This window comes from Clostridium vitabionis, from assembly GCF_015351765.1.
GTDB classification, from domain to species: Bacteria; Bacillota; Clostridia; order Lachnospirales; family Lachnospiraceae; genus Clostridium_R; species Clostridium_R vitabionis.
In genome coordinates this window covers 347,296-361,248 of record NZ_JADKQA010000001.1, presented here as the reverse complement: position 1 = coordinate 361,248, position 13,953 = coordinate 347,296, and the positions used below count along the sequence as shown (strand labels likewise).

Genomic DNA, 13,953 nt, shown 5'->3' with positions numbered 1-13,953 from the left:
ACAAGGATTATTTCAATTATGTTGTGCATAAGTTTTAAACTATATCCGCGGCATGACGCAGGAGGCCGGCACCCGGAACTCCCGGGCACCGGCCTCCTGCCTGCCTTTTCACCGCCTGTTCAATTTCTTGTATTTTTGCAGGAACAGAAAACCTGCACAAATTCCCGCGGAGACAACCGACAGCAGGGCATACCGGAAAATCGGTGTGTCATCGCCGGTGCGGACTGCTGGGTTCTTCCGGACTTCTGCCTGGCGGACTGCACTGCCATTCGGAATATTTCCTATACCGTTAGCATTTTCTGATCCCATCTGTCCGGCGCTCGCCCGGACAATATCCTGCACATCCTGCTCATCATTGCCGGCTGTCGGCTCATCGGGGGAAGTTTTTACCACACGGGTGACCGTGCGATCGTTTCCGCCGCTCGAACCGCCGGAATCAGTGCCGCCGCCATGATCCGGCTTCTCCGGGATCTTCTCCCACACTGCCGTAAACGTCACGTCTGACATCGGAACAAACTTGTCTCCAACTTTAAAACGCTCCTCGGTGCTCCCGGTCAACTGCCATCCGAGAAAATCATATCCATCTCTTACGGCTTGCAGGGAGACAGACGCTGTGCTGCCGGTTCCATCACTGTCGGTGACGTCATTCTCTTCCATTTTTGAAGCGCCGCTGCCGTCAGCGAACACACCGCCGTTCGGATTATAGGTAATCAAATAGTACATTTGCAGCGGGCCTGTCCGATCGGTGAACCGACGGGCCACAGTCCCGTCAGTGCTTTCATCGGACGTCTCCAGGGCTGCCGCCGCTGATTTTTCCCCTATCCTCTGCGGAGCTGTTGTCACCGGATCGTCATTCTGATCAAACGGTGTGGTTTCCTCGACCTGCCAGGTCACGATAATCTCTTGTTCATCGTCCACAGCCTGGAGCACCGTGCCCTGGGACGGATTCGCCGCATATTCCCCGGTGTTGAGATCTCTGGCCTTCGAGGGCTCCTGATAAGTTGCCCGAACTTTCATCCCGGTGAGATCAAGCGTTTCCCCGACGTGATAGCGCAGCTTCTCCGGCGGCTGGACAATCTTCATGTCCTTGACAAGATAGACAACTTTTCCCTGATCCTTGCAGGTAAGGTTACGCTCGTCAAGGTTACCATAATCCCCGTAGACATAGATCGTGCCATAATTGGCCAGCTTCTCCGGGCTTCCCGCGGTAAGCCGGTCATCCGCATACGCCTTTTCCGAATCCAGCGGGTTCTTGTAGGAATCGCTCAGGACGTCCAGCGTAAATCTTTCCGGGATGTATTCCTCCTTCGTGATGCTTAGCGGCTGGTGGTTCAGGATAACCCCGCGGTACCCCTGCGCTTCCGTCCCCCGGAAGTAGATCCCGCGCCAATCCTTCACCATGCTGTGATCCGTGACCGTGTTCGCGACAATAACCGCCTGGCCGTCCAAACCGGTGGAAAATGTAGATTTCCTCTGGATATCCGGCCATTCCCCGGCGCCGATGGCATCCGCGCCGCTCCCGGCATACGCCTGCACGGTGCCGCCGCTGATTACGATGCTTCCCCAGTCCCGGTAAATGCCCGAGCCGATGCCTGCGCCGCCTTCTCCCCCGGAAGCCTGAATATCTCCGCCGGAGATGGTGATTTTGCTTACATGAGCGGTGGAGCCGCCGCCGATGCCTGCGCTTTCCTTGCCGCCCTGAGCTTTGATCCCGCCGCCGCTGATCTCAATGCGATCGTCCTGGGTTTCTCCGTCTGACCAGCACCCATTGCCGATCCCGGCACCATAATCACCGCCTGTGGCCTGAATTTGGCCGCCGCTGACCGTGATCCTGTCCGCATAGGAATGGATGCCGCCGCCAATGCCCGCGCCGCCTTCCCCGGCATCTGCATCAATCTTACCGCCAGTGATCTCGATGGTAACCTGCTGGCTCCCATGACTGCAAAAAGCACCGGTCCCGATGCCCGCGCCGGAACCAGCGGACGGCTGTTCATTAGTTTTGGTCTCCCCCGCAGTACCTTCCGCAGTGCCTTTCGCGGTAATCTGGGGATCGCCGCTGATCGTAATCTTCGCGCATGCCGATGTCGCCCCGCCGCCGATGCCTGCGGCATAGATTCCTCCGACAGCCGATATCTTCGGACTGTCGGTGATTTCAACCGAGCCGTTCCCAATCCCTTTATGCGCGCCGGTACCGATGCCTGCGCCAAAGGCTCCGCCGCCGATCCCGGCAGCGCTGTCGCTTCCTGTCGCTGTCACTTTTCCGCCGCTGATCGTGGTTGTCCAGCCGTCCTGGTTATTGCCTCCGCCGATCCCGGCGCCGCCGGCGCCCGAAGGGATATCCGGATTCCAACGGTTAGCTGCGCCCCCGGAAGCATTGACGTCACCGCCGGAGATGATCACGGTTCCGGGAAGCGCGTTCCCAACAGTTCCGGAGCCGATTCCCGCGGCCATTTTCCCGCCTTGGGCAGTTACTTCGCCGCCTTCGATTTCAATCCGCGTCGCGCCCTGATTCTCGGGGTCACCATCAATCTGATCAGCCATTCCCCCATTGCCGATGCCGGCACCGCTGACAGGAGCTGTATCCACTTCTCCCTGGTCATCGACACCGCCGCTGACAGGAGCTGTATCCACTTCTCCCTTGTCATTGACACCGCCGTGGGCAAAAATCTCGCCGGACTTAATGACAACATGCTTTACCTTGCCCTGGCTTCCACCGCCAATCCCGGAACCGCCGGTCTTGCCGCCGTACGCGGTGATCGTCCCTCCATCAATGGTGATCGTGTCCACGCTATTCTGCATACCGCTGCCGATCCCGGCGCCGCCGGCATTTCCTGAGGCCCGAATAACGCTATTTTTCAGGGTAATCTCTCCCCGATACTTCTGTTTCACATTCCAGTCGTGGGGAATCATGCCGCTGCCGATCCCAGCGCCGCCCACGCCGCCCCTGGCCGTGACAACTGTGGAATTCTCGATCGAAATCTTATTAAAGTACCCACTGAAGCCGCTTCCAATCCCGGCGCCATTTTTTCCACCCAGGGCGGTGATCTTCTCACCGCCCTGGACCGCGATCTCATCAACAGTCCCCTCATAACCGCCGCCGATCCCGGCGCCATTTCCTCCGCCGTGCGCTTCAACAGTTCCCCCGTTGATCCTGACCTTGATGCCGGGAATATCACCGGTGCCGTCTCCGCCTTCCTTCGCGCCGCCGCCGATCCCGGCAGCTCCCTCGCCTCCCTTTGCACACACAGAACCGTTATTGATCGTGACGATGCCCGGCGTATAAGTCTTGCACAGACCCCAGTTATTTGCGCCTCCGATTCCGGCGCCGCCGGCATTGCTGGCGTCTGCGGAGATTACCCCGCCATTGATCGTGATGGAGCCTGTGAACTGTTCATCCCTGTAGCCATTATATACATTTCCGCCGCCGATCGCAGCAATCGCATCATTATCCCTTGTCGTGACGTGAAGCTCCCCCGTTCCGTCCTTCGTCGGCGCCGTGATCGTGAGATTGGCCCCGCCGACGACAATCCCGCCTGCGCAGGTGAGCTTGCAGCCGTCCTCAAGCACCAGGACGACATCGCCCGCAAGGTAAATGGTATCGCTGATCGTTACCTCTCCGGTGACGACATAGACGCCTCCGCCCTCTCCCTGGTCATTCCAGCTGGTATCCGCACTTGTCAGCTGCTGGGATTTTTCCGGGAAGACTGTCCCCTGGGCAGGATCGTAATAGTAAACCAGCCCGTTCTGCAAGTCTGCGGCTGAAGCCGCCTGCAGGATATTCAGTTCCGCATCCGAGGCTTCCTCCCCCGGCATGTGCAGGAGCGCTTGACGCCGCAGGACGTTCCTGCGCGAGAGGGAAGCTCCCGTCGCCTCTTTCCCCTCATGATCATCCTCTGACGAGGCAGATTTCCGGATGGCGTGTTTCCTCACCTCCGCAATCTCCGCTTTCTTTCTGGAAAGAAAAGCCCCAATCCCCTGGCCGAGATCGTTAATCAGCGCGACCGCGCCGGAATCGGAGCTGTTCTCCGCGGCGATCGCCACCGAAGGATCCCCCAGGGCAAGGGCAACCGCCAGAAAGACCGCGATTCCCTGATTCAACTTTTTCCTCGTCATTGTTCAATTTCCCCCTCAGTACGCCTGTATTTTTAATGATCACAGCGTTAATTTACACCCCATTCCATTATAGCGCGCGATACTTTTTAAACAAGATGAAAACGCAGCATCACAGGATGATCAGGCGCACTGAAATTCCGTGAATCTCCATGAAGTTGCAGCGTAACTTTTCCGGAGATTCCCGGCATCCGCCGGACAGATACGAATGCACAAAATCAAAAACATGGTATACTGGAGAAAAGAAGTTCTGGAAAGGAAATCCCGCCATGAATGATCGCCAGCTGACCTATATGTTGACTATTCTGAAGGAAGGAAGCATCAGCAAAGCCGCTGATGTCCTGTGCATTTCCCAGCCGTCCTTAAGCCAGATGGTCCGGAAAATCGAGAAGGAAATCCACGCGGATATCTTTTTCCGCCATCAGACTCCGATCGCGCTCACCGCAGCCGGCGAATGCTACATCCAGGCGGCGCAGAACATCCTGAACATCCAGCAGGCGATGACCGACCAGATCCATGAGATCAACACCGGCGCCCGCGGAACCATCCGGGTCGGCGTCCCCCTGCAGCGGGCGATGGAGATCCTGCCGGTATTTTTTCCTGTTTATCACAAAAAATATCCGAACGTCGAGCTGCGCTTCGAGGAGCGCGGTTCTGACCAGCTGGAGAATATGCTCCTGGAAAATGGCCTTGATCTCGCCTTTGTGACGACAGCGCCGAAGATCAACGACCTCCGTTATCTCCCCGTCGCTGACGAAAAGACCGTTCTTCTCGCCTCGAAGCAGGCCGCGATTGCCTCGCGGATCCCCGCCTTCACGCCGATCAGCATCCGGGAGGCGAAGGATGAGCAATTCATCGCCATCAAGCGCGGACACAGTGTGCGCAATACGCAGGACCAGCTCTTTGCCGCAAACAACATCAAGCCGGAGATCCTGTTTGAGACGTCCAGCATTGAGGTGGCGAAGCGCTCCGTCCCGAGCTGCGGCGCCGTGATGCTCTGTCCGAAAAACTACATCGACATGTCGCCGGAGCTCTATGAGACCTGCCAGGTCTACCCGGTCACCGGGATTGAAGTGGAGCGTCACTTCTTCATCATTCTCCGGAAGAATAAATACATGAACCGGTACATGCAGGATCTGGTCGATATGTTCATCGAATTGTACCGGCACAGAAAAGTCCGCACCGCGTAGATGCAAGACGTGTCGCAGCGCTATCCTCTGAAACTCACCCCTCGGTTTCCGCCTCGGCGCCAGGCCCGGCGGGCGCCTCCGAGGCGTCTTTTGCCGGGCGGGTTCCGACCGTCTCCCGCCCCGGTCCCTCGGCCTCTGTCGGCGCAGCCGTCGTGGCTGCCCCGGTGGTCTCCGCCGCCGGACCCGCGGCAGGCTCTGTCTCCGCGGCGGTCGGCCGCTGCGGCGTCTCCTCATGGGCAGTCTCCGCCTCGCTCTCCGCGGAGCTTGCCAGCGCAGCGATATCCGTCTCATCGAGGCCGGCGGATTCCGCGGCATCGCTGACCGCCGCGGAAACCGCTTCATTGATCAGGCTGTCGATATTCTTCTCTGTCTCCTCCCGCGGTGCCTCCGAGAACGTCTCGAGAGCCTCAATCGGGGATTCTGTCCCCTTCTGCGTCTCTACGCGGACGTCCGAGAGGCGGAAAACCTCAGGAAAGACCGTCGCGGTCGCGGACGCCGCGACAATGACCAGGGTCAGTGCCCCGATCGCGCCGATCAGCTTCCCGCCGGCGTGTGAGATGTGCGGCGGCATGTTCCGATAATCCCCCATGAACTTCTCCTTATTGCCGTTCCCCGGCAAGCTTCTCCGCCATGTCCAGCACACGGCCGAATTTCTTCAGCGCACGATCCACAGGCTCCGGCGTCGAGAAATCCACACCGGCGATCGAGAGCTCATCCAGCGGATCCATCGAGCCACCGAGAGAGAGGAAGCGGAGATAACGGGCGGCTGCGGCATTTTCCAGTCCGGCTCGGCCCTTGCGGTACTCCGCGAGAATCCCCTCCGAGAGGGCGACCGCCGCCGAGTAGCTCGTCGCATACTTGTAGACATAGAACGGGCGGTAGAAATGCGGAATCCTGGCCCACTCGAGCGCGACCTCGTCGTCGATAACCAGCTCCGGGCCGAAATACTCCGCGACCAGCTTCCGGTAAATATCGCTGAGCTTTCCCGCGGACAGGCTCTCGCCCCGCTCCGCCGCCTCATGCGCCTCCTTCTCAAATTCGGCGAACATCGTCTGGCGATATACCGTCCCCTTGAAGCCCTCGAGATACTGGTTGAGAATGCTCATCTTCTCCTCAGGGGTTTTTGCCTTCTCCAGCAGGTTCTCCGCAAGAAGGTTCTCATTCACCGTGGAAGCCACCTCAGCGACAAAGAGCGTGTACTCCGCGTCCTGCGGCTTCTGGGCGTGGTTAGAGAGCCACGAATGCATCGAATGCCCCATCTCATGGGCGATCGTTGACACACTGTCAAGCGTGCCGGTGAAATTCGCCATGATAAAGGGATTGGAGTGGTAGGTGCTCTCAGAGTACGCGCCGCCCTCCTTGCCCCGGTTCGGGTAGACATCCACCCACCGGTCGGCAAATCCCTGCCGCACCCGGGAGACATAGTCCTCCCCCAGCGGCCGGACAGCCTCGAGCACCAGAGATTTGGCCTCGTCATAAGAATAGCGCTTTTCCGGCGCCGCCGAGAGCGGCGCATAGAGATCATAATAATGAAGCTCATCAACCCCGAGAATCTTCTTCCGGAGCGCCACATAGCGGTACATGAGCGGCATATTCCGATGGACAGCCTCGATCAGGTTGTCATAGACCGCCGGCGGGACATCCTCGCCTAGCGAAGCCATTTCCCGGGAGGAAGCATAATGGCGCAGGGAGGCCTCGGCGACCGCTCCCTTCACCGCCCCCGCGTAAGCGGCGGCAAATGTATTGATGTGCTTCCGGTAGCCGCGGTAGAAGCTCCGGAATGCCTGCTCCCTGAGGACACGGTCCTTCGAGGACTCAAGCAGGATATAATTGGAGCCGGCGACCTCGCGCTCCCGCCCGTCCTGATCCTTTACCGGGTCAAAGGTGAGGTCGGCGTTCTGGAGGTTTTCCGCGATATTTTTCGGCGCCCCGAGCACCTCCCCGAGCGTGGACAGCACCCGCTCCTCCGGTGCGGTCAACGTGTGCGGCTTCTGACGGACGAGCTTTACCATCGCGTAATGGTAATCGGCAAGCACATCCGCCTCCGCGATCTCCTTGAGCTTCTCCTCCGGAAGCGCCAGAATCTCCGGCGCCGCGAAAGAAACCGCCGTGCTCATCTCAACATATTTCGCGTAGGCGCGGGCGTACATATCCTGGGCGCGGCCGTCCCGCATGTCCTCGCTCCTTCTCAGAAACGAGTAGGCAAAAACATCCGACATCGCCATGTCAAGCCGCTCTTCCGCGTCAAAATACCGCCGGATCGTCTCCGCATCCCGGAGTTTTCCCTGATATGCCGCGGCATCGGCAATCAGCGGGTCAATGCCCGCGAGGCCATTTTCCCATGCCGCATCATCGGCGAACAGGCTGGAGAGATCCCACTGGTCCGCCTTGTCGATATCCTTACGTTCGCGAAGTTCCTCTGTCATAGGCTTACCTCCTTGCATGGCTCTATTCTACGGCAGAATCGCGCGGGAGTAAAGCAGCGGCGTTCCCGGGAAAACGTGGCGAAAAATGTCACTGCCCTCCCCGACATCTCGCGAGGCAAAGCCTCACTCGATGTCGGGGAGCCGAGCGCCTACGGCGCTCGGCTGCAAGCTGTGGGATCACCCGCAAAACTGCCTGCAAGCAGCCGTTCTGCGGGTTTTCCCACAGCTTGCACGGACCAGTGACAATTTGTTCGAAATTCCTTTAAAAATATTCATGCAATTTGTCTGTTTTCCGGTTTTCAAAAACCCCATGATCTGGTATAATTTTCCCCAGAATACTACATGATCTGGTGATGGGATGGGGATTCGATGGTTAGAATTGATTTTCACATGAACAAAAAAGGCGTTATCATCGGTTCCACGGTTGTGGAATCCGATACCCATACAGAAATCCCGCTCAGGGTGGTCGGCGGGGAGAAGGACAGCCCTTTCCCACAGCACCGGAGCCGCGCGCGGGCGCGCTCGATGGGATTCGGCTACGTCGCCATGCTCGCCGTGGCGGGATGCATCTGCCTCCTTCTCTGTGTGAACTACCTGCACATCCGCTCAGATCTCCAGAACCGCCAGTCTTCCGTCGACGCGCTGGAGACGCAGCTTGCGAAGCAGAAGGCGGACAACGACGTGATTCAGCAGAAAGTGGACTCCGCCATGGACCTGACCCGGATTTACCGGCTCGCCACCACGCAGTACGGCATGGTCTATCCGGAAAATGGCCAGGTGCTTGAGTATCATTCCACGGATAAGGAATTTGTCACCCAAAATCGGGAGATCCCGAAGTCCTGACCGCGGTTCCGCCGCCAGAATTTCCTTGTCAAACGCAATTCCATAAAGCAAGGCCCCAGGCAAAACTTCTGCCTGGGGTCTTTTTATCTCGCGACGCGGAAATTACAGCATATCCGCGATCTCATAAATCAGCTTTTCCGTCTTCTCCCAGCCGAGGCAGGGATCGGTGATGGACTTCCCGTACACCCCGCCGCCGACAGGCTGGTTCCCGTCCTCAATGTAGCTCTCGATCATCAGCCCTTTGACCAGCTTCCGGAATTCCGGGTTGACGTGCATGCTGTGGAGCACATCCTTGGCAATCCGGATCTGTTCCAGATAGTGTTTGCCGGAGTTACTGTGATTCGTATCCACGATCACCGCCGGATTTTCCAGGTTTCTCTGCTGATAGAGATCCATGACCTCGCGGAGGTCTTCATAATGGTAGTTGGGATGATTCCGGCCATAGCGGTCAACACTTCCCCGGAGAATGACATGGGCGAGCGGATTGCCATGGGTCTGAACCTCCCAGCCGCGGTACAGGAACCGCTGGTCGCTCTGCGCCGCCTCAATCGAATTGATCATGACATTCAGGTCGCCGCCGGTCGGGTTCTTCATCCCGACCGGGATGCCGACGCCACTGCCAACGATCCGGTGCAGCTGGTCCTCAACCGACCTTGCGCCGATCGCAACATAGGCGAGCAGGTCGGAGAGATAGCGGTGATTTTCCGGATAGAGCATTTCCTCCGCGCAGGTGAAGCCGGTCTCCCGGAGAATCCGGGTATGCAGCTCGCGGATGGAAATGATGCCCACGAGCAGGTCCTCCACACCCTTCGGATCCGGCTGGTGCAGCATGCCCTTGTAGCCCTTGCCGACCGTCCTCGGCTTGTTGGTGTAGCAGCGCGGTATGATGAAAACCTTGTCCGCTACCTTTTCCTGGACCCTGCGGAGGCGGGTAATATAGTCGATCACCGCGTCCTCATTGTCCGCGGAGCAGGGTCCGATGATCAGCAGGAATTTATCCTCTCTCCCCGTGAAAATGTCCGCGATCTCGCGGTCTCTCTCCTCCTTGATCTTTCTCAGGTCGTCGGTAACCGGAAATCTCTGCTTCAGTTCCTTCGGAATCGGAAGTTTCCGGATGAATTCCATCTGCATTTCCATGATCGCCACTCCTTTCGGCTGCTCAAAAGTCCTCCCATCTCTGACAGGGAGGATTCTACCACTTCTTCGCTTTAAAGTAAATACTATTTCCTTTTGCTTTAACGTGGCACGCATCCTGTTTGCTGGCATACGCAGGCCCCGTCAGCAGTTCCCCGTATGCCGCCGTGGCAATTCCCCGGTGATGTGGCTGGTGAGCGGCGGGAAACTCCGGATGCGAGATGCGGCCGCCGGGCGGCGGGAAACTCTGGATGCGAAAATGCGGCCGCCGGCCGCACCCGCTTAGTCCGGGGTGCCTGCCGGCAGCCGCCAATCCCGGGCAATTCCCGGTCAACCCATATTCTCAGGGAAAATTATCTTCTTCTCCTCCGATATCCGTAGAGCATCAACAGCGCCAGCGCGGAAATGCTGAGCACGCTGTACAAAAGGACGTGGGCGTGATCCCCCGTCTTAGGAACGCCATTCCTGTTCCGCGAGCTGACTTTCCCTCTCCGTACATTGCTGTCCTCCTGCAGGCCGACAGCACCGCCTTTCTCCCAGGTATTCCCGCCATTTGCCACCGTCTCCGCGCCCTGTTCATAGGTGTTGGTCAGGATATAGCCGTCCGCCGCATTTCCCGAAACCGCAGCGGTATAATTTTTGCTTTCGGAAACTTCCTGCACCGTGTAGGCGATCTTCGCCCCGCTCCGGGTTCGCACCGCAAGTCCAGTCCAGGTATGTGTCCAGCCACCGTCCGCGTAAAGCGTCACGGGATCTCCGCTCGGCTTGCCGTCCGCGTAAAGCTGAACCTGCACGCTGTCCGGCCGGATGCCGTACTGGTTATCCGCATCGTTCCAGACCTTCGTCACGGTCACGCGGGTTGTCGCTGTCGAGTACGCCGAGCCGCCGGAGCCGCCACTGCCGCCGGAAGAATGGTGTGTGCTACCCGGGGTATAGGTGTTGGTCACATCATAGCCGTTGATTGCCGTGCTGTAATTTTCTACCGGGATCTCCTTGATTGCATAGTTGATCTCCTTACCGTCGGCATACTTCGGAAGATCCACAAAGCTGTACGTCCAGCTGCCATCCGCGTCCGGCTTCACAATCCGGCCGTCAATCCAGACGCCATCCGCGTAGAGCTCCACCGTGATACTGCCCGGCCGCCTACCTGCCCGGTCATTCTCATCGTTCCAGGTCTTCGTCCCGGACACCGTGACCGTCTCCGGCGTGTGGGCGTTCACGATAGTAAATCCGGTTCTTGGCATTCCCTCGATCTTGGTCGTATAGCCCGGGACATCGGTGATTTCTTTGATCGAATAGCTGTTGCGCTTTTCCTCCAGCTTGCCCCAGGTATAGCGCCAGCCGTTCTCCGCGCTCAGCGTAACGGGATCGCCGTAGGCTACATCATCCTGATAGAGCTGTACCTGGATGCTTGCGGGACGGATGCCATCCTGGTTGTTCCCATCCTTCCAGGCCTTGGATACCGTGATGGCTGCGTGGCCTGGCGTATAGGTATTGGTAATATCGAAACCGTTGTAACTTCCGGTATAATCGTCCACCACATCCTCGGTCACCGAGTACGTGATCGGCGAGCCCTGAGCATTTTTCGGAAGATTGCTGAAGGTGTATGTCCAGTTTCCGTCCGCATCCGCCTGCACGGTCTGGCTTTCTTTCTTTTCACCGTTCGCAAGCAGGTTGACCTTGATGCTCGACGGACGGTTCCCTGCCGCATCGTTGTTATCGTCCCAGGTCTTCTTACCAGTTACGCTGGTCGTCTCCGGCGTATGGGTGTTCGTGAGAATCTCGCCGTTTTTGACCGTCTCAGCGCTTGCCGTATAGCCAGCAATGCTGTCCTCTTTGACCGAATAGGAAACCTTGCCGCCTGCCTCCTCGATGCTCTCCGGGAGATCCAGGTAGGTCACCGTCCAGGTGCCATTTCCCTGCTGGGTGATCACCGGCGGATAATTTTTCGATACATCGAGCGTTCCGCTTAGCCCTGCTGCCAGGAGATGAAGTTTGGCCGCATAAGCCTCCATCGTCGGTCGGATCCCGTCCTGGTCATTCGCGTCATCCCACACCTTGGTAAAGCTGACACTCTCCCCAGACGTCTCGTGAAGCTTGAACGACTGGGTGATCTCCTTTTCATGGATCACTGCGCCGATCATGTTCTGGTAGCCCTTGCCGTCCGAGGCTACCGCATTGCCCATCGCGGTGTAGACCTTGAGGTTCGGATCCATCCACGGGACTTTGGCTGTCAGCCGGAAACCATTTGCCTCTGCCGGCTTCTCGGCTGTAACCAGGGAAAAACTCTCGCCGGGCTTAATCTCTCTCTTTCCGCTCTCCTCGGTAACGCCTGCCGGAAGCTCAAGCGTGAAGCTGACATGGTAGGTATCCGGCACGGAAAGTGTCAGGCGCCCGGTATGCCATTGGTGATCCGTTGTGCTGTATGCGTACGTCAGGTCGCCGGTCACGCGGATGTCGTCATCCTCTGGCTCCGACGTGGGAATCAGGTCCTTCGTGTCCGCATCCAGCAGTTTTCTCGTCAAGGCGTCTGCATCATCCTCAGTAAGACTATTATTCTGGACACCAGCATTATTCATGGCGATCCAGATTGCATAGGAAGTACTGGTGTACGCCTTCGATTCCGTCACATAATAATCAGCAAGATACATCGCGGAGTACGCATCAATGGGAGCTCCTGCGTAATAAACCATGCAGTAAGCAGCCCGAACAAATGGGAGCTGCATCAGCTGCTGGTAAGTAAGGCCGGAAGGTGTAGTCCCGCCAAGGAAATAATCCCCCACAGCGAGCAGAAATGTTTTTAACTGGGCGATCTTCGCGCTATTATTCCGGTCAGCATAGGTAAATGTCCGATTGCCAAGGCTGTCCGGGAAATCCTCGCGAAGAAACTGCGGCGCATTGAGCAGCTGGTTAAACTCGCCCTCCGTAAGCGTTGGAGCCGGGTCAGCCACCTGGTAGAGGCCGTAGCCGTTATAGGGATACCCTGCATAGAGGAGATTCTCCACCTGCGTTTTCAGGTTTGCCATCTTATCGCCGGTGATGTTGCTCTCCGCGCAGAACTTCTCCAGCGTCGTCTCCTGGTAGAGCGGCACATTAGGCGTGGCCGGCGTCGAATGCGGCCAGTGCAGCTGGTTGTTCATGCAGTAGAGGATGATCCGATTGCCGTCGCTGTCCGTAACCGAATGGATATCGGTCTTTTCATCATAATCGATCCTGATCCCGTTGGAATTTTGCGTCACGCCGAGCAGAATCGCGTAGGTCGAGAACTCCTCCGCCTCCAGCGTGACCGTCCCGGTTTCCGGATCCACCGTCACCGGCTTTTCCTCCGCCTCCGCGCCCTCATCCTTCAGGTGGTAGGCACTCGCCTTCTCCTGGTCTTTCATCTGCGGGAGGACAATCTGCACCGAGATCTCCTTTTTCGGCTCGATATCGTGCTGATCGTCCAGGAAAAAGTCGAAATCATAAGCCGCGACCCGGTCTTCCTCGAGGCTATCGTCCGCGGATGCCTTTCGCAGCGCGTCGAGGATGTTGGCCGCATCCACGCGCTTTACCGACACCTGGATCCCGTCGGGAAATGCCCCCTCCGGCGCCTCGATATGGATCTTCGTCCCGTCATCGGCTGCCGTGTCCAGCGTGAGCGCCGGGATGAGATCTGCGGCGGTTGCCGGGGTGACATCATCGAGGAGAAGTTCCTGATTCTCCTCCCCGGCACGCTCCGTCTCCTTTGTGCTGCCGTTTTCATTGGCGCTGCTCTCATTGTCGCTGCCGCTCTCCCCGCCAGTTCCGCTGTCCCCGGCAAGCGAGCCCGGCGTCGCCTTTGCCTCCGCTTCTGCCGCGGCAGATTCCCCTGCGGCAGCTTCCGAGATCCCCTGCCCGGAGGCCTGCCCGGGAAATACCGTCTGGCTGACCAGGCTGGCTGTCAAAGCCAGCGTCAATAACAATCTGCCTGCCATTCCTCGTTTTTTCAATTCTGTCCGTCCTTCCTGCCTGGAATAGAATCCTGGATTTTCCTGTTTATAGATACATCTCTTGCGGGTATTTTTCAGTTATTAACCTTTATATCATAAATAAAATTCAGTGTAAATCAATTCCCGGGAGGTGGAAAAATTTTTAGCCGCAGCGGAAATGGTGCAGCTATGCCGTATTCCTGAAACATAAAAAAAATCCTGCCGCCGGCCGATTTTTTCCATAGAAAAAGACTGCCGCACGGATTTCTCCGCGCAGCAGCCTCTTCATCCATGATTTCAAAG

7 protein-coding genes are annotated in these 13,953 nt (G+C 57.8%); 2 read left to right on the top strand and 5 right to left on the bottom strand.

The features are described 5' to 3' along the window. Window positions 1-108 precede the first annotated feature (108 nt). A complete protein-coding gene (locus ISF27_RS01570; RefSeq protein WP_194608480.1) occupies window positions 109-4,113 on the bottom strand; it encodes an InlB B-repeat-containing protein in 4,005 nt (1,334 codons plus the stop codon). A gap of 266 nt (window positions 4,114-4,379) precedes the next feature. Here ISF27_RS01570 and ISF27_RS01565 point away from each other — a divergent pair, with 266 nt between their 5' ends. Continuing rightward, window positions 4,380-5,300 carry a LysR family transcriptional regulator gene (locus ISF27_RS01565; RefSeq protein WP_194608478.1) on the top strand — a complete coding sequence of 307 codons (921 nt, stop codon included), beginning with the start codon at window positions 4,380-4,382 and terminating at the stop codon, window positions 5,298-5,300. Between the two features lie 34 nt (window positions 5,301-5,334). On the opposite strand, the gene ISF27_RS01560 is transcribed toward ISF27_RS01565, so the two are convergent. Together ISF27_RS01560 and pepF are read right to left on the bottom strand one after the other, a co-directional pair. Further along, entirely contained in the window at window positions 5,335-5,889 is a 555-nt protein-coding gene (locus ISF27_RS01560) for a hypothetical protein (RefSeq protein WP_194608477.1), read from the bottom strand. Window positions 5,890-5,899: 10 nt separating this feature from the next. Further along, window positions 5,900-7,726 carry an oligoendopeptidase F gene (gene pepF, locus ISF27_RS01555; RefSeq protein ID WP_194608475.1) on the bottom strand — a complete coding sequence of 609 codons (1,827 nt, stop codon included), beginning with the start codon at window positions 7,724-7,726 and terminating at the stop codon, window positions 5,900-5,902. A 369-nt stretch (window positions 7,727-8,095) separates the two neighbouring features. Between pepF and ISF27_RS01550 the strand changes: the two genes are divergently transcribed. Then, window positions 8,096-8,569, top strand: coding sequence for an FtsB/FtsL family cell division protein (locus tag ISF27_RS01550; RefSeq protein WP_194608473.1), 474 nt, complete (start codon window positions 8,096-8,098; stop codon window positions 8,567-8,569). Window positions 8,570-8,671: 102 nt separating this feature from the next. Here ISF27_RS01550 and ISF27_RS01545 read toward each other — a convergent pair whose 3' ends face one another. Both ISF27_RS01545 and ISF27_RS01540 read right to left on the bottom strand, forming a co-directional pair. Further along, on the bottom strand, window positions 8,672-9,700 hold the full coding sequence (locus ISF27_RS01545; RefSeq protein ID WP_407926050.1) for a 3-deoxy-7-phosphoheptulonate synthase: 1,029 nt from the start codon (window positions 9,698-9,700) through the stop codon (window positions 8,672-8,674). Between the two features lie 356 nt (window positions 9,701-10,056). Further along, entirely contained in the window at window positions 10,057-13,656 is a 3,600-nt protein-coding gene (locus tag ISF27_RS01540) for a Cna B-type domain-containing protein (protein ID WP_194608469.1), read from the bottom strand. Window positions 13,657-13,953: the final 297 nt, after the last annotated feature.